Raw genomic sequence first — 22,473 nt, 5'->3', positions numbered from 1 at the left:
TCTAGGCGATCAGCGCGGATACCGGCTTGTTGGTTTCCATGCTGTCGCTGCCCCAAGTATCGACCGGCACGCCCATCAGTTGTTGTAGGGTCAGGCCGACCCGGCTGACCGGCGTGCCTTCGCCCGCGATGTGCAGGCCGGTCTTGACCCGCCCGCCCGCCGACCCGGCAGTCATCATCGGGATATTGTCGATGGTGTGGAATTTGGCGAATTCGGTTTCGCTGTGGGCAAAGACCAGCGTGTTGTCGAGCAGGGTCCGGTCCCCTTCCTGCACCGCGTCCAGCGCCTTGATGAAATAGGTCCATGCTTCCATGCACTTGTTCACATAATAAGTGACTTCGGGCTGATAGCCCAGGCGATTGTCCATCACTTCTTCATGCGTCAGCTGATGGTGCGTGATGGTGCTGCCGATGCGAGTCAGCGACGATGCGCCATTGTTGAAATTCATGTTGAACACGCGGACATTGTCACACGCCAGCGCCATGACGAGCAGGTCGGTCATCACCTGATGATTAGCCATGACATTTTCGATTTCCGCATTGACCGGACGGTCGGCAATGGATTTCGGCACGACGCAGCTTTGCATCGGTTCGGGTTTGGTCAGTTGCACGTCGAGCTGCTTTTCAAGCTGGCGAACGGAGGTGAAATATTGGTCGAGTTTCTTGCGATCGGCCGCGCCCAGCCGCGCGTTGAGTGCCTGACGCTGGTCCGCGACGCCCGACAACACGCTCCGCCGGGCGAGCAGGGCAGGATCGGGGGTGAAGGTCGCGCTGTTGGGATCGCGGAAATCGGGGCCGAAGATGCGGGTATAGAGCGCGGCGGGCGAGACTTCGGCCGGGTTGAGATTGCCGTTGCCGCGCCCCGACAGCGAATTGCGCGGGTCGCCGGTGGCCGACAGTTCGAGCGAGCGGAAGCGGGTGCGGGTGCCGATGACGTCGCCGATCGACACGTCGAAGGACGGCGCGGGCAGTCCCCGCTCCGACGCGATGGCAATGCCGGTGCGGATGCCGATGCCGCCGCTGATATGCGGCAGGTTCGGGCGGCCATCCAGCGGCAGGCTGAAATCGCCCAATATGTTGATCTTGTGCTTCAATGGCGCGATGGCGGCCAGTTCTTCCTTCAGGTCGTAATCCGCGCCGATCTTGTTGGGAAACCAGCGGGGCGGATTGACGCCCAGACCCCAGAACCATGTGCCAAAACGCACTGGCACCGGCGCGCCGGTCGCCGCCATCGCCGTGCCATTGCCGTCGAGGAACAGGTCCAGCATCGGCAGGCCGACCGCGACCGCCATGCCGTTGACCATGCCGCGCAACGCGGTGCGGCGGTTCAGGGTGAAGCTCATGGATGGACTCCCTTCGATATGGTCATGGCGATTTTCGGGGTGGCAAGCGGGGTGGCGGCGATGCGATAGGCCTGCGGCATGGTGGCGACGCGCAGGAACAGCGACTGGATGCGATAGCCGTCCTTCGCGAAATCCTGCTCGATCCCGCCCGCCAATACGCCGTCATCCTCTGGCACGCGGCCGGTGGCATATTGGAAGGCACGGCCCGCGACGCATTCGGTGGTGGATTTGCTGGTCGCCAGCGCTTTGCCAAGGCCGACATTACCCTGGAACGCGGTGCCTTCAAACAGGCCCGCCGTGTCGATGGGCGCACCATTTTCTTGGCGACGGAACGCGCCGATGCCGTCGAATTTTTCCAGCGGCAGGCCCAGCGGATCGGTGATCCGATGGCAGGCGGCGCAGACCGGGTCGCTATTATGCGCGGTCAGGCGCATTTTTGCCGTCGGCATCGCGGTGCTGGTCACGTCCTGAACCGCGGTGAAATTGACGTTGCCGGGAGGATTGGGAACCGGCTGGCACAGCAGCAATTCGCGGATCGCGCGGCCGCGCAGAGTCGGCGAGCTGCGGCCCGAATGGGCGTAGAGGGCCAGGAACCCGGCCTGCCCCAGCAAGCCTGCGCGATCGTCGCCAGCGGCGAATTCATAAGGCACCCAGCCCTGCGTCGATGTCACCTTTGCCTGATAGAGCGGACCCAGCGCGCGATTGATGAAGGTGCGCCGGGTGGTGAACAGGTCGCGATAATCGCCCTGTTGCGTCACCAGCTGATCCACGATCATCCGCAGCATCTGTTCCGACAAAGCCGACGCGACATCGGGGTTGAAACGGGGATAGACGATCTGGTCCTTGGCCATTTCATCGAATTTTTCGAACAACAGCATGTCGGCGAAGAAGGCGCGCACGCCATCTTCCAGCCGGGGTGAGCGAACCATGCGCTGCGCAATGGCGGCCAGTTGGGCGGGGTCCGTCAACTGCCCCTGTTCGGCGGCCTTCAGCAGCGTTTCGTTGGGCGTCGTATTCCACAGCAGGAAACTGAGCCGGGACGCGCGGGCCAGATTGTCGAGCCGCATGTCCGACGGGCTGTCGGGATCGGCTTCCGCGCTTTCCACGACATAGAGGAAATGGGGCGACACCAGCATGGCGGCCAGCGCCAGTTCCAGCCCCTTGTGGAAGGAGGCGCTCGATTGCGTCGCCTGACCCGCCATCATGACATAGGCAGCCACTTCCTCCTGCGTCATGGCGCGGCGGAACAGGGCGCGACCCACCGGCAGCAGCACGCGCGCGGCACAATCCGGGTCCGGCACGGCGGCGTCGCGGGGGGCGCAGGGCATGAATTGGGCGCGGTGGTCGGCGTCGAATATCTGCGCTGCGATGGCACGAGCCATAGCGTCGAATTGCTCAAGGCCCGCTGGCGAAATGGTGGAGGACGCAGCGCCCGTGGCGATCAGTTCATGCACCGGGCGGACGATGGGTTCAAACCGGCCCGCCACGCGAATGTCGGGACCGAATATATCGGCGATGCTGTTGCGATATTGCGCTTCGGTCAGGCGGCGCATCGCCACGATCTGACCCAGCGGTTCCTTCAGCGGGGCGAAGGAGGGTTCGGCGACGGACGCGCTGTGCGGCGCTTTTTCCGCCGCGCAGGCGGTCAGGCCCAGCGCCAGCGCGGCGATGATGGGGAATATGCGGATCATTGTTGCGCCACTTTCGTCGCAGGGGGCGTGTCGTTGACGAAGGCGGGGATCGCGCTGGCCTCCATCGCGCTGGATATGCGGCGGCACTGGCCAGTCGCAGGATCGCGATCGCCATCGGCGAGTTTTTTGAGCGCGGCATACATGGCGGCGCAGTCATAGCCTGCGGTCGTGGCGGCCCCTTCCCCGCCGATCGAGGCGCTGGCCATCACGTTCCAGATCGGCTGATAGCCACCAACCAGCCCCTTCAACGATCCATCGGGCTGGAAGGTCAGGCGCAAACGCGCCCCGGCCATGTCATATTCGGTGCGCTTGCCGCGAATGTCGCGTTCCGACCCCTGCCCCCATGTCTGGCGCAGGCGGATATGGGCCGGGTCGGTCATCAGCACGCCGCCCACGATGCGGCCTTTCAAGACATTGCGGTGCTGCGCATTGGCAACGATGGTGTAGCTGGCGTCGGGCATGAAGGTCTGTTTGGAATCCACGACGGCGCGATCCTCGCTATTGGCGTAGATGACGGTGACGTCGGGATCGTCCGACAGGCTGTCGACGCCGGTCAGCAGCAACACCTGCGTATGTTCGCCGCTGATGAGGAACTGAGTCAGCCCCTTCACGATGTCCCCGCCGGTGCCATCGACCCCGCGCCATGTCCGCACGCATCCCATCGCCCGCCACATCTGGTTATCGACGCCGCTCTGCCCGGCGGGACTGGTGAAGGGTTCATGGCCGCACCCCTGGGCATCCGCGCCCTCATCCAGGTCCAGCCCCTGCGCGACCTTGCCCCGCACGGTGCGCTGGGGCGGGCGGTCGAACATGGCGGGGTGGGTGCAGATGTTGGTGCCTTGCGGGCCAAAGGCATAGCCGGTCCAGCGGCTGGTCAATTCCTTCTCGTTCGGCTTTTCCAGCAGGCGCAGCCGTTCGGCAGGTGCCTGAGTCTGGAGATAATTTTCGCGCAGCGTGGCGACGGGACCGTCGGGGCAGTCCGCTGCGCCCTGATATATGGCGGGGGCGAAATGGGTGAAGACGAAGCCCATTTCGCCATTGGCGGGCGGCGCGGGCAAGGCAGTCGTTTCCGCCTGCGCGCAGGGAATGAGGAAGGCGACGGCGCATAAGGCAGCGATTTTGTGCGATTGCATGATGCTATCCTTCATCAGGGGGTCAGCGCCGCGCCGTCGGCCGGCACGGGCTGGCGCGGATCGGCGCGATAGACGGGCTTGCCGCGATAGACCCACTGGGCCTGATCGGCAGTCTGACGGACGGTCCATTGCCCCACGCTGCGCCGGACCATGCCGGTGGCGTGCGCGCGCCAGGCGCAGGGGTCGGCGCAATCGGCCGCTTTCGGACTGAACAGCCAGTTGCCCTGTGCATCGGCCAGCACATAGGCACCATCGACCAGCCGTGCAGCAACATCGGGCGGTGCGATCAGCTTTGGCAAGGGCGGCACATATTTCAGGCTGTTCCACACATAGCCGTCCGCGCCGTCATGCTCGCTCGAACCGGGGGCAGCGCCCTTGCGGGTGAAGACCAGATGCACTTTCTTATAGACCCATTGCGGGCCAGCCGGTCCCGCGATCACGGTCCAGTCGGGATTGTCCGACGCGGGTTTTACGGCGGTGACATCGTCACGCGGGCCGCCAAATTCGCGCGGGACGGGCGATACGGGCGCGCCGCGCGGGGCGAGCAACGGTTCCCATTGGGTCAGGCAATCGCCGCTGCAATAGAACGCAGGCTGCCCCGTGCGCCCGGTCGCGGCGCGCATGTCCATGCCATAGAGAGTCAGGCCGCGCGGGTCGGTGTACACGCGCGCTTTGGCCATGATGCCGCGCGGGAAATGATCGGCCGCTGCGACCGGGATGTCCAGGTCGGACGCCTGCGCCCAGAGCGGCGCGGGCGCAAGGGCGAGCAGGATAAGCGCGCGGCGCATCAGCGCTTATCCTCTACCCGAAAGCTGCGGTGGCAGGTCGCGCAACTGCCGCCCAGTGCCTTGGCCGCGACGCGCATTTTCGCCACGTCGCCGCTGCCCGCAACCCCGGCAAAGGCGTTGGCCTGCGTGACGAAGCCGTCCTGCGCTTTTTTGAAGGCAGGTGCCTGGGTCCAGATTTCCGCCTTCGCTGCGGTCTTGACGCCGGGGCGCGGGCCACTGCCTGCCGGAAACCAGCCCATATGCTGGCGCGCATAGTCGCGGATCTGGCGTGCGGAAATCTGGACCACATACAACTGCGGGCTGCCCGATTTCAGTTCGTCGTTGATATTCTTGAACGCCGCGCCGACTTCGCGGAAGCCCGCGATCCGGGTCGCGACGATGTCGCCGGGCGCGGCGATAAGGGGGGAGGCGAGCAGAGCCGCAAGGCCGGTAGCGATCAGCAAGAGGCGCATGGCATATCCTTTCATGGGTCAGAGCGCCGATTCGGCAAACAGCCACCAGGCAAGCGCCGCCGACAGGGCAAGCGCGACGACCAGCGCAACTGGCCCGGCGCGGCGCACCGGAACGGGGGCTTTTGCCGCTGCGCTGCCTATGACCATCGGGCCGATCAGGTTGCGCCGCCGCACGGCGAGGTAGAAGATCACCGCCAGCACATGCAGCACGACCAGTGCTTGCAGCACAGTGAAGCAAAAGCCGTGGATGGCGGAAGCAAGGCGACCCTGATCGAAATCGACGAGGTGGGAGAGCGGGCCGGACTCGATACCGTCAATGTCCACCGCGAACAGGCCGCTGACCACTTGCGTCCCCAATATCGCCAGCATCGCGACTACGCTCCAGCCGCCCATCGGGTTATGGCCGACATGGGTGGGTGCGTTTCTGTCGGCCAGATAGGCACGGACGGCGCGCGGGCCTTTGAGGAAATGGACAAAGCGCGCGGTGTCGGAACCAATGACGCCCCAGATCAGGCGGAACGCGATCAGGAACACCACTGCCTGACCCGACAGGCGATGCCAGTCCATGTGGTAATTTTCCGCGCTCCACCACGAAAAGCCGATCAGCACGACCAGCGCCCAGTGAAACAGGCGGACGGGCAAATCCCAGACGAACTGGCGGGGGGCGCGCGTCATGGCGATCAGCCCTTCTTCGCCCAGCTGTCGCACAGGCCATTGGCCGGGACGACGCCCCCACTGAGCAGCGCGCAGGGACCACAATCGGCCGCTTTGCCAGTGAAGAAGGCGCAGGTGGCGCAGCGTTTTGCTACGTCGGGCGCAGGCGATTTGAAGCCCAGCGACTTGCGCATACTTTTTTGCGCAGCAGAAAGCGTGGCAGGATCGGCACAGGATGCCCCATGGGCGCGCGCGGTGAACGCCAGCGGCAAGATCGCGATCGTTCCCAACATGGTCCGGCGCGTCAGCACCCGTTCGCGATTCGCCATAACCCTGTCTCCTTGTCCGGGCCGGTCTGGCGGCCTCTGTCTGTTGCGCTTGTAGCAAAGCGGGTGCCGACTAATTTGTCTGCGTTGACACAGAGCGGGAAAAGGCCACGCGACTGTCCCCGCGATGGCTGCGTCGCGGCGATTGAATCCGCGCGGGAAAAGACGGACAAGGCCGTTTGGAGAGAGAAAAGTCGCCATGTCCGACGTCGATACCCCTGCCCACCCCCGGTTGCTGATCGTCGATGACGACCCGGCGCTGCGCACGTTGATCCGTGATTTCCTGACCGGGCAGGGCTATGGCGTGGATGAGGCGGAGGATGGCCCGTCGATGCGCGCGGCGCTGGCGCGGCAACGGGCCGATATCGTCATTCTGGACGTGATGATGCCGGGTGAGGACGGGCTGAGCCTGGCCCGGTCGCTGGCGGACAGCGACGATATGGGCATCATCATGGTGTCGGCGCTGGGAACCGAAAGCGACCGGATCACCGGGTTGGAGATGGGCGCGGACGATTATCTGCCCAAGCCTGTGTCGCCGCGCGAATTGCTGGCCCGCATCCGCGCGCTGGAGCGGCGACGGCGGCCAGTGGGGGCGCAGGCGGTCGATGCCACCGCCCATTATCAATTCGACGGCTGGCGGCTGGACCCGGTGCGGCGGGTGCTGCGCGATCCGGGCGGGATCATCATCGGCCTGTCGGAGGGGGAGTTCGGCCTGTTGCTGACCTTCATCGAAAAACCGCAGCAGATATTGAATCGCGACCAGTTGCTGGAACTGGCGCGGGGCGAGGATAGCGATGCGTTCGACCGGGCGATCGACACGCAGGTCAGCCGGTTGCGGCGCAAACTAGGCACCCGCACCCATGGCGAAATGATCCGCACGGTGCGCAGCGAAGGCTATATCTTCCTGCCAGCGGTGACGCGGGCATGAAGGGCCGGCTGCTGCGCTGGGTCCATTCGATCCACGCCCATATGCTGGCGATGGCGCTGGGCGTCATCATCACGCTGACCGCGTTCAGCCTGTCGATCCTGTTCCTGATCCACCCGTCCGAAAAGACGCCGGTGTCGGTCTATGAAGTCGCGCGGCTGATGCGTGGCCAGCCGATATTGCGCGATGCGCCGGTGCTGCGCATTCGCGATTCTGCCGATGCGCCGCGTGCCATGTCCCATGCCAGCGAGCGGCTGCTGGCGGGGATGCTGGCCGACCGGCTGGGTTTGCCGCGTAGCGACGTGCGGCTGTACCTGAACCGGGGCGACCAGCAACGATACGACCAGTTCACCCGCGAAATCGCGCTCTACGGACGCGACGGACAAGTCGATCCGTTCATCGTCGGCACTTTCACCGCTGCGGCGAAACAGCCGTCGGGCCAATGGCGCATGGTGACGCGCAGCGCGCGCGCGCCCGGCACTATCTGGAACCTGACGGGACAGGATACTTTGCTGTTCGGCCTGCTGTTCATCATTCCGCTGAGCATGTGGTTCAGCGCCCGGCTGACCCGGCCGATCCGCAGCTTTGCCGCATCGGTCGAGCAACTGGACGCAGGGGCGGAGGCGCGGCCCGTGCCGGTGAAGGGGCCGACCGAGATTCGCATGGCGGCGGTGTCGCTGAACGCGATGCAGGCGCGGATCGCGCAGTTCGTGCAGGAACGGACATCGGTGGTCGGCGCGATCGCGCATGATCTGCGCACGCCTTTGTCGCGGCTGCACTTTCATCTGGCGGCCGCGCCGGACCCGATCCGCAGCGCGGCGCAGGAGGAAATACGCCAGATGGAGCAGTTGATCAGCACCACGCTGGACTTCGTCGACAATGAAAGCCGCCCGCGCGTGATGGAGCCGCTGGACCTGGGCCTGCTGGTCGAGGGGCTGGTGGATGATTTTGCCGATATGGGGCGCGATGTCGCCATTGCCGATGCTGCACCCATCACCATTCATGGCGACATGATCCTGCTGCGGCGGTTGTTCACCAACCTGATCGACAATGCCGTCAAATATGGCGATGCCGCGCGGGTTGCCGTGCGGACAGAGGGCGCAATGGCAGTGGTAGACGTGGCCGACAACGGGCCGGGCATGGCCGCCGATCAACTCGCGCGCGCGTTCGAACCCTTTTTTCGCGGCGAACCCTCACGCAACCGGCGCACCGGCGGCGTGGGGTTGGGCCTGTCGATCGTGCAATCGGCCGCCCACGCGCATGGCGGGCATGTAACGCTGGCGGCGCGGGCCGAAGGCGGGTTGTGCGCGTGCATTTTCCTGCCGCTGCCGGCATAATCCTCCCCCTGTGGGGGGAGGATTAGGTCCGGTCAAACCGGCTTTTTGGGCAGCTCTACTTCGCCCTTGGCCGTGGCCAGCGTGACGCCCGTCTGGTTCATCAGGCGGCATTCCACCTGCACCATATGGCGGCCTTCTTCATCCACGAACTTGTCGAGGATGGTGCCGGTGGTGACGGTGATGTCGCCGGTCAGCGCGGGGCCGCGATAGTTGCAGGCGGAATGGCGCACCATGCTCCATTCGCCCGCCCAGCCCGCGAAATAGTCCGTGATCCACGCCCCCATCGACGCGCCATAGCCATAGCCGCGCGGCATACCGATGAAGCGCGCCCAGCGCGGGAACAGATGCCCGCGCGACGGGCCGAAATAGGCGCCATCGGTAAATTCGGGATTGATCGCTTCCATGACCGGATCATTTTCATGCCCCGCCATTTCCTTGACGAAGCCCAAGGCTTCCATGTCGAGGTCGGTGCGGCGGTGCGTGCCGCCCCACTGGGTAAAGGTATAGGCACGCCATTCGGTGGTGAAGGACACGATCGAGTGCGGGCCGATCACGCGCTGCGGCAACGCCGCGCCGACCGTCACATCATCCCACCAGCGGCGGTCATGGCCCAGATCGTGCAGCATCTGGATCCATTCCATCTTGCGCGCTTCGAGCGATTCCAGATCGTCGTCGGTCCACACCGGATCGTCGAAACCATCGGTCGGCGCATTGTCCTTGCCCGCTTCCTGATTGTAGCGGATGGTGGTGGAACGCTGCTTGGAAATCAGGTCGCCATCCTGATTATAATAGAAATTGTCGCCGCGCTGGAAACAGGTCGGCCCGGCGAACTTGGTGTCCTTGACGATATAGTCGAACGGTATGCGCTCGTTCCAGATGCGGTCGCCACCCTTCATGCGCGGGCCGTAAAACCACCATTCGTCCCCGCCGAACAGCAAGTGGCTGTTGGGGATGCCACCGACGCAGGCCGGGGCGGAACCATGGCCGCAATCCATCGTCACGGCAAAACTTTGCGGCGCGACCAGCCCGCCCCAGCGGCTTTGCGCGGCATAACCCGCATCATAATGGAGGCGGTTGGGATAGTGCATCGCCTGCACCCAGCGGCGAATATCATTATTGGCGATCGGCTCCACCATGCGGGCGGGCTGGATCGGTTTGCCCAGATATTGGTCGATGTCCGAACAATCAAGCGTCGGCGTGGTCATGTCTCTCTCCCTGCATCGCGGTCCCGACGCCATGCGTCCGGGTTCATCGTCAAGGATGCAGGCTAGAGCCGCACGGGGCCAGCGACTTGACGGATGTGGACAGCCCTTATCGCCGGGCCGATATGCGAATGGCCGTGGGGGCCGCACCCAGCCACAGGTGGCAACTGCGCGTCATCACCGATTGTTCGGCAAAGCCGAGTTTTTCCGAAATGGTCATGAAATCCAGGTCCGTCTGGCGCAGATAATAGAGCATGATGTCGCGGCGGACTTCATCCTTGATCGTCTGGAACGCCGTTCCTTCGGCCCGCAGCCGCCGGTGGAGCGTGCGCGGATGCAGGTGCAAGTCGGCCGCGACCTGCGCATTGGCGCACGCCCCGCTGGTCAGCCGCTGCATGATGATGCCGCGCACCTGCGCATGGAGCGGGGGATGATGATCGGGAAATTGCTGGCGGATATGGGCGGTAACGGCGCGCAGCATGTCGGCGTCGGGACCGACCACGGCGCAGGCCAGATCGCGATCGGCAAAGCTCAGGCCATCCTCGCTCTGGCCAAAATGCACCGGGCAACCGAAATGGCGGCGATAGACGGCGGGCGGCGAAAGCGGCTGATGGCGGAAATGCACGCGACGGGCGCGGGCGCGATCCCCGGTCAGGTCCATCGCGGTCAAATGGCCCAGCAGCAATATCTGCTCCACTGCCTGCGCCCGGTCGGGCAGACCATCCAGCACTATGTCATGCCCGACAAAGACGTGGCGCACCGATGGGAAGCGCCGCATCCACAGACGCACCGCCCGGCTGTGAGCATAGCTGTTCTGGCTGGCATAATCGAGCGCCGCGCCGAGCGTGGGTGAATGGCGCATCGCCTGCCCCAATGGTCCGAACATGCTGCCCCCGCGCTGCCGCTGGGCAAGGCACAGGCCAAAATCGCTGCGGGCCAGCACCGCTGCGCTGCGTTCGAGCAAGGCGACAAGCTGACGATAGCCGACCGCCATCGCGCCGGGATCGCACCCGGCGTCCTGTAGCAGCGCGACCGGATCGCCACCCATGTCGCGCACCAGTTCGGGGTAGAAGCGCAGGATGCGGGCATGGACCGTTTCGAACGGATCGGGTTGCGTTGCCATGATGATCCCCTCCCCTGCTCTATGCTCGCGCGATGATGCCCGCCTGTCCATATCCGTCAAGCCATGGCGGCCTGCGCCGCCGCATAATCGCCCCAACGAAGGAGAGGATGATGCAGGGCGAGGAGGATGCGGCATGGCGCGCGATGGCCGGTCGCGAACAAATCCGCGATTGTCTGGCGCGGTTGGCACGGGGAGAGGACCGGCGCGACGCCGGGCTGATCGTGGGCTGTTTCTGGCCCGATGCCGCGACCGACTATGGCATTTTCGCTGGCGATTTCGACGCCTATCTCGCCTGGGTAGTGCCGGGGTCGGATGCGATTGCCGTCACGCAGCATATATTGGGACAAAGCCTGATTATAGTCGAAGGCGACGCGGCGCGCGTGGAAACGCAGGTCAGCGCTTATCACCGCATCGACGCCGGGGATGGTGCGCGCGACATCTGGCTGGGCGGGCGTTACCTGGATGTCATGGAACGACGCGCGGGCGACTGGCGGATCGCGCATCGCACGATGCTCTATGACTGGTTTCGCGATTGCGGACCGGCGGTAGATTGGACGCACGGGCTGATGGGAATGCCGTTTAGCGCGCCGCATTTTACCGGCCGGGCGCAGGGTGATTTCAGCGCAACATTCTTCGCAAAACGGGATTGAGGAGAGACGGGATGGGACAGCTGACAGGCAAGGTCGCGCTGGTGACGGGCGCGAGCCGGGGGATCGGCAAGGGGATCGCGCTGGCCCTCGCGGAGCAGGGCGCGACTGTTTATGTAACGGGCCGCACCGTCAGCACGGGGGGCCATAGCCTGCCCGGCACGGTCGGCGAGACGGCGGCGCAATGCGACGCGCGCGGCGGCCGGGGCATTGCCGTGCCGGTCGATCATGGCGATGACGCACAGGTCGCGACACTGTTCGACCAGATTGTGCGGGAACAGGGGCGGCTCGACCTGCTCGTCAACAACGCCTTTGCCCTGCCGGAGGATCTGACCGAGACGGGCGCGTTCTGGGAAAAGCCGCTGTCCAACTGGCAGATGGTCGATGTCGGCGTCCGCTCCAACTTCACCGCAGCGCGCCACGCGGCGCAGATCATGGTGCCGCAGGGATCGGGACTGATCGTCGCGATTTCAGGCTATGTCGGGGTCACCTATACTTATGGCGTGGTGTTCGGCACAGCCAAGGCAGCGGTCGACCGGATGGCGCGCGACATGGCGATCGAACTGGAGCCGCATGGCGTGGCGTCCCTCTCTTTATGGCAGGGGCTGACCTTTACCGAGCGGGCCAATCGCAACCTGGCGGCCAATCCCGCGATGCAAAGCCGCACCGTCACCAATCCGCTGGTAGGATGCTCGCCCGAATTTCCCGGCCGGGTGATCGCCGCACTGATGGCCGATCCGGCGATCATGGCGCGGTCGGGCGGCACCTTCATCACCGCCGAAGTCGCGCGGGATTATGGCATCGCCGATATCGACGGCAAGACGATCCCGTCGCTGCGGGCCGAGCGCGGATCGCCGATCTGGCACCCTATCAGGGAGAATGTGCATGGACGCTGATCGTATCGCGCGGATCGATGCGCTGCTCGACCGGCAGGATATTGCCGAGTGCATCACGCGCTTCGCTCGCGGCATGGACCGTTTCGACAAAGCGCTGTTCCTGTCCGCTTTCCATGCCGACGCCATGATCGCGGCTGGTCCGTTCGTGGGCGGGGCCGTTGCGCTTTATGATTGGGCGATGGGCCTGCACGATCATGGACAGGAAGCAACGCATCACAATCTGTTGAACCAGACAATCGCGGTGGAGGGCGACATTGCCCATGTCGAAACCTATTATCTGTTCGTGGGGCGCAATCGCGACGCGACCAACTGGGTTGCGGGTGGGCGCTATCTCGACCGGATGGAGCGGCGCGTGGGCGCATGGAAGATCGCGTTACGCACCAACCTGATCGAATGGTCGGGACTGGTGCCTACCCTGCCCCTGCCTTTTGCCGACTGGCCCGGTATTGTAGACAATGGTGTTGCGGCGCGCGATACCAGCGATCCGTCCTACCACCGCCCGCTAACCAACCGGCGTGTCCCTCATGATCCAGCAAAAGACAGCCCAACGCTCTGAGTTTCAACGTGTTATCAGTCGCATTGCACCGTGTTTTCGAAATGGACTGAACGTGTTTTCATGTCGGTTTCATCGTGGGATCATATTTTCTGGCCAATGCCCGACTCGTTGCAACCGTGCGGAAATCGCTTCCTCAAGACCCGCCTAATCTCCATAATCCATGGAATAAAATCCATAAGCGAGCAGAAGCAAACCAGCAGGCGTGGAACGCATGGTTCGTCCACAACTCATTCCGTCTGTCGAGGATAGAGGCCCAGGGGCTATCGGAAGGGTCGGTTAGGGCCAGGTTGCGTATTTGCCCAAGGTTACGCTTTGCGGCGATGCAGCAGGGGTAGGACGCAATTTCTTCCCCTCTCAAGCTCCGGTTTGACTTTCAGGCGAAAACGGGGGCATTAAACGCTAACTATTTTCGCCATCCCGATTCGGGATATGAGGGGGCAACCATGTCTTTCACGGTCAACACGCTGCGTAACGTCACGACCGCCTGTCAGCAGATGCGCGATCATATCAAAACGATCGTGTTTCGACCAGACAGCCGCAAGACGTTGGACATCAGTTTCGGGCCAACCGTCGCTGCCGAACTGATCGGTCGCACCCCCGAAGCGCTGGCGAAGGCCGAAGCCAAGGGGCGCCTGCCCCAGCCCAAGCAGCTGCCCAATGGCCGTCGCTACTATAATCTGGAAGACCTCACGCACATCCGCACCGCGCTTGGTATTCAGGTCGGCAAGCAGCCGGACGAGGATGCGGTCGTGCTGGCAGTACAGAACTTCAAGGGTGGGGTTGGCAAAAGCACAATCACCAAACATCTGGCCGATTATCTCGCGCTTCATGGCTATCGTGTGCTGGTGATCGATTGCGATCCGCAGGCATCAACTACCACCATGTTCGACATTCAGCCCGAAACGCTGATCGATGACGAACAGACGCTGGGCGCATTCCTGTCCCCGCGCAGCACCTTCAGCGATTTTGCCCAAACGATCCGCGACACGCCCTGGCCGACGATCAAGATCGTGCCGTCCAGCCTTGGACTGCAAGACGCGGAATGGGATTTGACCTCGACCTTACGCGAAGGCGGCCAGGCGGTGCGGGAAAGTTTGCAGGCGCTGCGCATTGGCATTGCCAGCGTGACCAAGGATTTCGACGTCATCCTGCTCGATCCGCCGCCAGCCATGGGTTTTCTGGGCCTCAATGTCATGGCGGCTGCGACCGGCCTGCTCATTCCCGTGCCAGCGCGGCAACTCGATTATCTTTCGACCATCCATTTCATGGACACGATTGCGGATAATATCGAAATCCTCGAAGAAAATGGCACGCCAGTCAATTATGGCTTCATTCGCGTGGTCTGTTCCGCCTTCTCCCCTAGCAAGCCGGGTGAGAATGATATGTGGCGGATCATGCAGGCGACCTATGCCGGGTTGCTGCTGGGACAACCGATATTGGCGTCGGAAGAAATCAAGAATGCGACGCAGGCCTTCCGGTCCATCTATGAATCCAAGCCGTCCGCATCGCACCAGACCTACACGCGGTGCCGCGACAATCTGGACGCGGTCTTTGCCGAGGTGGAACAGCAGATCCGGCAGCAATGGCCATCGACCAGCCTGACCGCTGACGTCAGCGTGAGTGCGGCCGCATGAGCCGTCGCTCGCTCATCAGCGAAGCGCTGGCATCCGTTCCGCACGAACCCGCGCCCGTCCCGGTGGTCGATGGTGAAGTGCAGGCGCCGCCGGCACCCCGTCCCAATTTTACCAACAAGCGGCTCGAAGCCTTTGGCGAGGCGGCGCGGATCGTCAAGCGGCCGACCATTCGCCTGAAACCGGCGGAATGTTCGGTATGGTCGGGCAATGCGCGCGACTATTCGTTGCTGGATGAACATAGGCTGCGCAGCCTGATCGATTCGATCCTGGCGGAGGGTGGCAACCGTATTCCCGCCGTGGTGCGACGCACGCCCAATGGCGATCTGCCCTATGAGTTGGTGACCGGCACGCGGCGGCACTGGGCGATCGCCTGGCTCAACGCCAACCATTATCCCGACATCGAACTGATCGCGATCATCGAGGATCTGGACGATGAGGCGGCCTTCCGGCTGGCCGACATCGAAAATCGCGAGCGCGAGGATATTTCCGATCTCGAACGCGGCCTCAACTATAAGGGTGCGGTCGAGCGTTTCTATGGCGGCGTTCAATTGCGCATGGCCGAGCGATTGAAAATCTCCAAGTCGCAGCTGTCGCGCTACATCGCTCTGACCGAGATACCACCGCTGCTGGTCAGCGCCTTTCATTCGCCGATGGACCTTCAGGCGAAATATGCCGAGCGGCTCCTGCCCTTGCTACGGGATCCTTCGGCGCGGGCGAAGATCGAAGCGGCAGCCGACCAGATTGCGTCCGAACAGAGTTTTCGCCGCTCCGGCGACGAGCAACCGATCGGCGGGCCGGAGGTGATGAACCGCTTGCTCCAGGCGACGGCGGTAAAAGGCCGTGTGCAAAAGGCGTCGATCGCGGCGATAGGTGGGGTGACCGTGGGTCAGGTCGACAAGGATCAGCAAAAGATGCTTACCGTGTCGCTGCTGCCATCTGACCTGTCGACGGACGCGATACTGGATGCGTTGCGCCCGATTATAGAGCAGGCGCGGATCATGCGGAGTCGCCGCTGATCCGGCATAGGAAGAAAAGCTGTAAATCGGCTAATTTCCTTTTAATTTCAGTTTGTTAGGTCGGTTTTCCCTCCGGGGGGATTGCAAAACGGGATATGTCGGGTGGAGATTGAGGGTGAACTCAAGACGGCGCTGAAAGAGCGCAAGGTCCAGTTCGAGATGTTCTTCACCCTGCCCGATTTTAGCGACATTTCGCTACGCGACTATCAGGAAACGATGCAGCGGCCCTTCTTCAGCCTGTCGAAGCGTAAGCGTATCAAGCCCATCGACTATATCAGCCCGGACAAGTCGGTGTCGGTCCATGTCTCCCCCAATTCCACCTATGGCATGGCGACGATCTGGGATGCGGACATCATGATCTACCTCGCCTCGCACCTTAATGAGTTGCGTGAGCGGGGTGCCAATGACCTGTCGACGGTGATCCGCCTGCAACCGGGCGACCTGCTTAAACGCATATGTTGGGGTACCAGCGGGCGTGCCTATGAGCGGCTGGTCAATGCCCTAGACCGGCTACAGGCGACCACGATCAAGACCAATATTCGCGCCATTACCAAGACGCGCGAGACGACTTTCTCCTGGATCGACAGCTATACCCATCTGGTTGATGAGCGGACCCAAAGGTCGCTGGGCATGGAAATCACTCTGTCGAAATGGTTCTTTGACGGGGTGATGGACAAGCGCAACATATTGTCCATCTCGCCGCTCTATTTTGAAATCACCAGTGGTCTGGGTAAGTGGCTTTACCGCGCATCACGTAAACATGCGGGCGGTAACGGGGCGGAAGGCTTTACCATTGGGTTCGAAACGCTCCATCAAAAGAGCGGCAGCGAAAGCGCCTATCCGGTGTTCAAGCGCAAGCTGCTCGACCTGGCGCGGGTCAATGACTTGCCGGATATCAGCCTGGAAGTGATCGACGGTGAAGGGCCACGGCCCAAGATGCGGATGGTGATGCGGCGGCATCTGACCGAAAAGAGCAAGGCACGGCGACTGGTCGTCCCCCCCTCCCCTGCCCCGACGGATGCGGCAACGGAAGCAGCGTCGGACGAGATTCTGGATCCCCGCCTTGCTCTGGATATGATTTCCGGCCTGACCAGAAGCTTGCGTGTCGGCGCTGACAAGTCCCAGCCCGGTCCGGCGCAAGCCCCCTCCCCGCGCACACCTTCATCCCGGCGCGGTCCATCTGCACGCGCGATATTGGATGCGGATGTCTATACATCGATCAGGGAGGATTTCCCCGGCTGGGATTATGACGATCTGATCCGCCGGTTCGACGCTTTCCTTGGCGCGAACCCGGATGAGCTTCCGCGCAACTATTCCAAGCGCTTCTATGGCTTCGTCAAGGAACATCACCGGCGCAACAAATACCGCCTCTGATCGCCGCCGACGTGTTTTCAGAATCATGCGTGTCGCAAAGATACGCAGCACGGGGCCGGTTCGTCGCGCTTCGACAATATTGATCGAAGCGTGGCCATATGCCCGTGGAATGGGCGGTTTCCCTGCCGTACCAGTGACCGACCACCGCAACCGGACAAAGGCGGTTGTCCGATAGAGGGGCAGAACTTCACTACTGGCAATGATTCTGAAAACACGATGGAGCGGAGAATGGATTGCCCTTCCCCTCGCAAATGCACCACGGCACGCCGCTTGCCCACGCAATGCCCAAACACGCTAGATGCAACATCGTAACGAACGTGTTTTTAGAATCGTCGGATCAATGGCAACGCAGAGGCCGATATTGCCATGCCGAAACCGTCGTCAGCGCCAAATCGTCAAAATTGCCCGCCAGAAGCCTCAGGAGCGCTTTTGGGGGTTTTAGATACTGCGGGTTATCTATCCATCGAAATCGCGCTCAGCGAGGCTCTGACGGCCCTTCATTTTCACCGCTCGCCCAAAATTCTGCATCCAGAATGTCGTCCAGCGCGTCGCGTGTCGTCGGGCGGTGCTGCATGTTGACGGGCAAGGCGTAGCTTCGATAGCTTGCCTGCCCTGACTGTTCGATCAGCAGCCCCTCCCCTGCCGCGATCGTCAGCAATTTGATCGCACCTGCCGACGTAAGGTTCAGCGCCTTTGCCACCTGACCACTGGTCAGCCTGGGGTATGACATTGCCATCAGCAGCACGTCTTTCAATCGACCCGGCCGCCGACGCTGCGCCAGTTGATAGGCCGCACGCTTTGCATAGCGCCGCAAACGCATTTCCAGATCGAGATGGACATGCGCGCCCGCCCTGATCGCATCCAGCCATGCCAGCTCGAACCGCTCCGCCGTCACGCCCTTCCAAGCGAGAGTGGCATCATTCAGACCCAGCGCCACCAGTCCGCCGAACGACACGCCCCATCGCCCCGGTCCCCATCGATCCCCGATCAGCAATCCTGCGATCAGATCACCCTGCCCGATCGGCGCGATCCTGTGCCAATGCCACGCTAGGCGTGCGCTATGGAGCAGGGAGGGGGAGGGGGAGAGACTATCGATCGCCTGTCGCCACGCATCAATCGCGTCCAGCACGTCGGCAGTCGGTCGCGCCTGATCGAAATGCCGCTGCGACGTGTAACCCAACCAGTCGAGCAATGCTGTGCCGTCCCCGGTCAGAGCGTCCAAACCGATCCGCGCGCCAACGGCTGAACGCCAGCGGGTAAGGTCGAAAGGCGATGGCGAAACCGCTCCACGCCCGTCTATTGCATAGTCCACCTCGCGCGCTGCGCTGCCGTCGATCCGTGCCAGCGCGAGCCGCTCCGCGACCAGCGCACGGATCCGCCACGGGTGCCGAACCGGACTGAGCCGTCGCCGTTCCGCCATTCGCTCAAGCGCACCCTGCGCATTGGCATAAGCGGTTATCCACCCGTGATTGCTGGAAAATCGGTCATTTACAGACATTTATATAACTCAAAATAATATAATATAATCAATAGGATAAAAGTCATAAGAAAACTATAAATATATTATAGAAAGCAATCTCCTACACTAACCTTCCACCTATAGGCAATCACCTGGCCATGACAGGTCGTATCGCTGGGTCGATCCATGAACCGATGCCGGTGCCGTGCGTTGACGCTGGCGATGGGGCTGGCCACATCATGTAGCGGATAAAAATATGGTGCTGGGCGACATGTGACGACGACGCACTATAGCCCGGCTTCGTGCAGCATCCCCCGCTGATGGACAATTTTGGATAGGTGCCGATATGATCATAGCCCTTGCAGATCCCTCCCTGCTGCGAGAGCAGTGTCTGATCGACGGTCAGTGGACTGGAACGCCCAGCATAGACGTGGCCGATCCGGCAAATGGGGCGAAGATCGCTGCTGTTCCCGACCTTGGCGTTGCCGAAACCCGCGCCGCGATCGCTGCCGCTGACGCGGCCTTGCCCGGATGGCGCGCAAAGACGGCGGCGGACCGGGGCCGCATCCTGCGCCGCTGGTTCGACCTGATGATCGAACATCAGGATGATCTGGCGATGATCCTGACCCGCGAACAGGGCAAGGCGCTGGCCGAGGCGAAGGGCGAAATTGCCTACGCGGCCAGCTTCGTCGAATGGTTCGCGGAGGAAGCCAAGCGCGTCTATGGCGAAGTCATCCCCTCGCACCGCGCCGACAGCCGCATCATCGTGATCAAGCAACCCGTCGGCGTCGTTGCGGCAATCACGCCGTGGAACTTCCCCGCCGCCATGATCACGCGCAAGGCTGCCCCGGCGTTGGCGGCAGGATGCACCATGGTGCTGAAGCCTGCGACGCAAACGCCGCTGACGGCTCTGGCGCTGGCCGTGCTGGCGGAGCGGGCAGGGGTTCCCGCAGGCGTGTTCAACGTCGTTACCGGATCGTCGCGCGTCATCGGCGGCGAACTGACCGCCAGCCCGCTGGTGCGCAAATTGAGCTTCACCGGATCGACCGAGGTTGGCCGCACGTTGATGGCGCAATGCGCGCCCACGATGAAGAAGCTGTCGATGGAACTGGGCGGCAACGCGCCCTTCATCGTCTTTGCCGACGCCGATCTGGACGCAGCGGTCGAGGGTGCGATCGCATCCAAATATCGCAACAGCGGCCAGACCTGTGTCTGCGTGAATCGCATCTTCGTACAGCGCGAGATCGCCGCCGCGTTCGAACAGAAGCTGGCCGCCGCCGTCGCCACATTAAAGGTCGGGGCAGGCACGGAAGCAGGCGTGACGCAAGGGCCGCTGATCGACGACAAGGCGGTCGAGAAGGTGGAGGAGCATGTCGCCGATGCGCTGGCAAAGGGCGGCCGCCTGATCACTGGCGGCCATCGCCATCCGCTGGGCCACAGTTTCTACCAACCCACGGTGATTGCCGATTGCACCCCTGCCATGGCCCTGGCGAGCGAGGAGACGTTTGGACCGCTCGCGGCGCTGTTCACCTTCGACACGGAGGAGGAAGCGGTCGCCATGGCCAACGACACCGAAGTCGGGCTGGCGGGGTATTTCTACACCCGCGATCTGGCGCGGGCATGGCGTGTGGGGGAGGCGCTGGAAGTCGGCATGGTCGGCATCAATACCGGCCTGATTTCCACCGAAGTCGCGCCGTTCGGCGGAATCAAGCAGTCGGGCATGGGCCGCGAAGGCTCCCGCCACGGGATCGAGGACTATGTAGAAATCAAATATATGTGCATGGCGGGCATGTGAGTGGGCAATGAAGGGAAGCGGGCGATGACGGGCATAGTGGCAGTGACGGGCGCGGCGGGCGCGTTGGGGCGCAAGGCCGTGGCGGTGTTGAACGCAGCGGGATGGACCGTGATCGGCATCGACCTGGGCATAGTGGAGGCAGGGGATGTTGCGCTGGCGCTGGGCGGCGTGGACCTGACCGACGAAGCGGCGGTCGGCGCGGCGGCGGCGCAGATTGCGGACAGGTTCGGGCAGCTTGACGGACTGGTCAACATTGCGGGCGGCTTTGCCTGGGAAACCGTGGCCGATGGCAGCGTTGCAACCTGGGACCGGCTCTATGCCATGAATGTGCGCACGGCGTTGATCGCCAGTCGCGCGCTGTTGCCGCTGCTGCGCGCGGGGCAGGGGGCTATCGTCAACATCGGCGCGGCGGCATCGGTTAAGGCCGGGGCGGGCATGGGTGCCTATGCCGCATCCAAATCGGGCGTCGCACGCCTGACCGAAGCATTGGCCGAGGAATTGAAGGATGACGGCGTGCGGGTCAACGCGATCCTGCCCAGCATTCTCGACACGGCGGCAAACCGTGCGGACATGCCCGACGCGGATTTTGCCCGTTGGGTAACGCCTGAACAGCTGGCCGGGGTTGCCGCTTTCCTGCTGTCCCCAGCGGCCAGCGCGATTACCGGCGCGCTGATCCCGGTGACCGGGCGGGTCTAGGGTCAATCGACATTCAGCCCTGACGGCCTGCAAATGGCGATTTCCCGTGCTTCCGGTGCTCAGCTACTTTGAGTAGGCTGCGCGCCGGGTCACGGAAAACCACCATTTTACCTGCGGTGGCCTTTGGCTCGGCTCGTCATCATCTGAATGTCGATTGGCCCTAGCAGCGGGCGATGCCACCCCTTACCCGATATGACGGTAAGGGGTGGCGTGCGGTCCCGGTCATGCTATGGCCCGCCTCATGACAAATCTTGCCGGAATTCTTGAAGTCGATGGCTTCAAATATGAATGGGAACTCCGGCGTGAGCCGCAGTGGAACGATGCCGACGGCTGGAAGGGCATGATCGTGTCCTTGCAGCGCGACGATACGCAGCGCGGCGCCTTGCTGGAGTTTCCAACGCCCAAGCGCCTGTTGAAAGGGCTGCAACGCGGGCGGCTTCAAATTAACGACGCCATCATCGCGCGCGGCATCCGTGCGGCGCTGGACGCCGGTTGGGAACCCGAATCGCGCGGCAAGCCCGTCGTGTTCATGGTCGATGCGGACGGCAATTAGGCCCAATCGGCATCCAGCCCTAAGGCGCTCAGCCCGCCTGCCGGTCCACGAACGCGAACACCGCGTCATTGAACGCATCGTTCGCGTCGCCCGCCACCATATGATGCGCGCCCTCGATATGGGCATAGTCGGCGTGCGGCACCATTTCCATGAAGGCGCGGGCGCCTTCCTCGGTCACGATGCGACTGCGCCCGCCCCGGATCAACAGGGTCGGGATGGTCAGGCCGCGCGCTGCCGTTTCCAGCACGGTCGGTCCCTCCGACTGCCGCTTTACGTCCCCGCCCATCGTCATGAACGCCGGATCCCAGTGCCAGTACCAGCGTTCGCCCCGCTGGCGCAGATTCTTCGCCAGCCCCTTGCTGCTGCGCGGCTTGTCGCGATGGGGAAGGTAGGCGGACACTGCGTCGGCTGCCGCCTCGACCGACTCAAAGCCATCCGCGCCTGCGCTCATGAAGGCGATGACTTCGTTTGCGCCCTCCATGTCGACGGTCGCGGTAATATCGACCAGTACTAGGGCGCGGATCGCAGCAGGATCGGCCGCCGCCACGATCATCGCCACGATGCCGCCCAGCGACGCGCCCACCACCACCGGCGGGCGGTCCATCTGTGTCAGTACGGCGCGCAAATCGTCGGCAAAGACGTTGAGGTCATAGCGCCCGTCGGGCGACCAGCTACTGTCGCCATGGCCGCGCAAGTCCATGGCTGTAGCGCGGAAACCGTGTTGGGCCGCTTCGATCAGCGCCTTGCCCCAGCTTTGCCGCGTCTGCCCGCTGCCATGCAGGAATAGCAGCGGCTGGCCATCCAGTGGGCCAGTGGCATCAGCGGCCAGATCCACATCCGTGCCGCGCAGGGTCAGTCTTTCGATCGCGCTCAT

At 63.1% G+C, this 22,473-nt stretch carries 22 protein-coding genes; 11 read left to right on the top strand and 11 right to left on the bottom strand.

Annotated elements, in window-relative coordinates:
- Position 1: 1 nt before the first annotated feature.
- From SPBM01_RS12680 to SPBM01_RS12650, 7 genes are read right to left on the bottom strand one after another with little or no spacing between them, the layout of a single operon-like run.
- Complete coding sequence (locus SPBM01_RS12680; RefSeq protein ID WP_188062162.1) at positions 2-1,342, bottom strand: DUF1552 domain-containing protein; 1,341 nt, start codon at positions 1,340-1,342, stop codon at positions 2-4.
- The gene (locus tag SPBM01_RS12675; RefSeq protein ID WP_188062161.1) at positions 1,339-3,033 is read right to left on the bottom strand and encodes a DUF1592 domain-containing protein; all 1,695 of its coding nucleotides are present in this window, start codon (positions 3,031-3,033) and stop codon (positions 1,339-1,341) included. Before SPBM01_RS12675 ends, SPBM01_RS12680 begins: the two co-directional genes overlap by 4 nt.
- On the bottom strand, positions 3,030-4,166 hold the full coding sequence (locus SPBM01_RS12670; RefSeq protein WP_188062160.1) for a hypothetical protein: 1,137 nt from the start codon (positions 4,164-4,166) through the stop codon (positions 3,030-3,032). Before SPBM01_RS12670 ends, SPBM01_RS12675 begins: the two co-directional genes overlap by 4 nt.
- Before the next feature lie 14 nt (positions 4,167-4,180).
- Positions 4,181-4,954, bottom strand: a complete 774-nt coding sequence (locus tag SPBM01_RS12665) for a hypothetical protein (RefSeq protein WP_262504152.1) — start codon at positions 4,952-4,954, stop codon at positions 4,181-4,183.
- Complete coding sequence (locus SPBM01_RS12660) at positions 4,954-5,406, bottom strand: c-type cytochrome (protein WP_188062159.1); 453 nt, start codon at positions 5,404-5,406, stop codon at positions 4,954-4,956. Before SPBM01_RS12660 ends, SPBM01_RS12665 begins: the two co-directional genes overlap by 1 nt.
- An 18-nt stretch (positions 5,407-5,424) precedes the next feature.
- The gene (locus SPBM01_RS12655; RefSeq protein ID WP_188062158.1) at positions 5,425-6,081 is read right to left on the bottom strand and encodes a cytochrome b/b6 domain-containing protein; all 657 of its coding nucleotides are present in this window, start codon (positions 6,079-6,081) and stop codon (positions 5,425-5,427) included.
- 5 nt (positions 6,082-6,086) lie between these two features.
- Positions 6,087-6,389: a high-potential iron-sulfur protein gene (locus SPBM01_RS12650; RefSeq protein ID WP_188062157.1), complete on the bottom strand. Its 303-nt coding sequence runs from the start codon at positions 6,387-6,389 to the stop codon at positions 6,087-6,089.
- 196 nt (positions 6,390-6,585) lie between these two features.
- Here SPBM01_RS12650 and SPBM01_RS12645 point away from each other — a divergent pair, with 196 nt between their 5' ends.
- Both SPBM01_RS12645 and SPBM01_RS12640 read left to right on the top strand, forming a co-directional pair.
- Positions 6,586-7,314, top strand: a complete 729-nt coding sequence (locus SPBM01_RS12645; RefSeq protein ID WP_188062156.1) for a response regulator — start codon at positions 6,586-6,588, stop codon at positions 7,312-7,314.
- Complete coding sequence (locus SPBM01_RS12640; protein ID WP_188062155.1) at positions 7,311-8,648, top strand: ATP-binding protein; 1,338 nt, start codon at positions 7,311-7,313, stop codon at positions 8,646-8,648. Before SPBM01_RS12645 ends, SPBM01_RS12640 begins: the two co-directional genes overlap by 4 nt.
- Positions 8,649-8,680: 32 nt before the next feature.
- Here SPBM01_RS12640 and SPBM01_RS12635 read toward each other — a convergent pair whose 3' ends face one another.
- Entirely contained in the window at positions 8,681-9,853 is a 1,173-nt protein-coding gene (locus SPBM01_RS12635; RefSeq protein ID WP_188062154.1) for a MaoC family dehydratase N-terminal domain-containing protein, read from the bottom strand.
- A gap of 106 nt (positions 9,854-9,959) precedes the next feature.
- Positions 9,960-10,973 (bottom strand): AraC family transcriptional regulator, encoded by a 1,014-nt coding sequence (locus SPBM01_RS12630; RefSeq protein ID WP_188062153.1) that lies wholly within the window; start codon positions 10,971-10,973, stop codon positions 9,960-9,962.
- Positions 10,974-11,080: 107 nt separating this feature from the next.
- On the opposite strand from SPBM01_RS12630, the gene SPBM01_RS12625 reads away from it, so the two are divergent.
- The 6 genes from SPBM01_RS12625 (at position 11,081) to SPBM01_RS12600 (ending at position 17,096) form a co-directional block, all read left to right on the top strand.
- Positions 11,081-11,623, top strand: a complete 543-nt coding sequence (locus tag SPBM01_RS12625; protein WP_188062152.1) for a nuclear transport factor 2 family protein — start codon at positions 11,081-11,083, stop codon at positions 11,621-11,623.
- An 11-nt stretch (positions 11,624-11,634) separates the two neighbouring features.
- Positions 11,635-12,516: an SDR family NAD(P)-dependent oxidoreductase gene (locus tag SPBM01_RS12620; protein WP_188062151.1), complete on the top strand. Its 882-nt coding sequence runs from the start codon at positions 11,635-11,637 to the stop codon at positions 12,514-12,516.
- Complete coding sequence (locus SPBM01_RS12615) at positions 12,506-13,072, top strand: nuclear transport factor 2 family protein (protein WP_188062150.1); 567 nt, start codon at positions 12,506-12,508, stop codon at positions 13,070-13,072. The genes SPBM01_RS12620 and SPBM01_RS12615 overlap by 11 nt, the downstream gene beginning before the upstream one ends.
- A gap of 443 nt (positions 13,073-13,515) precedes the next feature.
- On the top strand, positions 13,516-14,706 hold the full coding sequence (locus SPBM01_RS12610; RefSeq protein ID WP_188062149.1) for an AAA family ATPase: 1,191 nt from the start codon (positions 13,516-13,518) through the stop codon (positions 14,704-14,706).
- Positions 14,703-15,722: a ParB/RepB/Spo0J family partition protein gene (locus SPBM01_RS12605; RefSeq protein WP_188062148.1), complete on the top strand. Its 1,020-nt coding sequence runs from the start codon at positions 14,703-14,705 to the stop codon at positions 15,720-15,722. Before SPBM01_RS12610 ends, SPBM01_RS12605 begins: the two co-directional genes overlap by 4 nt.
- Before the next feature lie 102 nt (positions 15,723-15,824).
- Positions 15,825-17,096 (top strand): replication initiator protein A, encoded by a 1,272-nt coding sequence (locus tag SPBM01_RS12600; RefSeq protein ID WP_262504151.1) that lies wholly within the window; start codon positions 15,825-15,827, stop codon positions 17,094-17,096.
- A gap of 475 nt (positions 17,097-17,571) precedes the next feature.
- Here SPBM01_RS12600 and SPBM01_RS12595 read toward each other — a convergent pair whose 3' ends face one another.
- The gene (locus SPBM01_RS12595) at positions 17,572-18,594 is read right to left on the bottom strand and encodes a hypothetical protein (protein ID WP_188062147.1); all 1,023 of its coding nucleotides are present in this window, start codon (positions 18,592-18,594) and stop codon (positions 17,572-17,574) included.
- Between the two features lie 307 nt (positions 18,595-18,901).
- On the opposite strand from SPBM01_RS12595, the gene SPBM01_RS12590 reads away from it, so the two are divergent.
- The 3 genes from SPBM01_RS12590 (at position 18,902) to SPBM01_RS12580 (ending at position 21,599) form a co-directional block, all read left to right on the top strand.
- On the top strand, positions 18,902-20,350 hold the full coding sequence (locus SPBM01_RS12590) for an NAD-dependent succinate-semialdehyde dehydrogenase (protein WP_188062146.1): 1,449 nt from the start codon (positions 18,902-18,904) through the stop codon (positions 20,348-20,350).
- Positions 20,351-20,374: 24 nt separating this feature from the next.
- Positions 20,375-21,046 carry an SDR family oxidoreductase gene (locus SPBM01_RS12585; protein ID WP_188062145.1) on the top strand — a complete coding sequence of 224 codons (672 nt, stop codon included), beginning with the start codon at positions 20,375-20,377 and terminating at the stop codon, positions 21,044-21,046.
- 241 nt (positions 21,047-21,287) lie between these two features.
- The gene (locus SPBM01_RS12580) at positions 21,288-21,599 is read left to right on the top strand and encodes a hypothetical protein (protein WP_410482998.1); all 312 of its coding nucleotides are present in this window, start codon (positions 21,288-21,290) and stop codon (positions 21,597-21,599) included.
- A gap of 28 nt (positions 21,600-21,627) precedes the next feature.
- Here the strand turns inward: SPBM01_RS12580 and SPBM01_RS12575 are convergent, their stop codons facing one another.
- Positions 21,628-22,473, bottom strand: coding sequence for an alpha/beta fold hydrolase (locus SPBM01_RS12575; RefSeq protein WP_188062143.1), 846 nt, complete (start codon positions 22,471-22,473; stop codon positions 21,628-21,630).

Source organism: Sphingobium sp. KCTC 72723 (assembly GCF_014280435.1).
In the GTDB taxonomy this organism is placed as follows: domain Bacteria; phylum Pseudomonadota; class Alphaproteobacteria; order Sphingomonadales; family Sphingomonadaceae; genus Sphingobium.
Note: the sequence above shows the minus strand (reverse complement) of the source record. Positions and strands in the feature narration are given on the sequence as shown.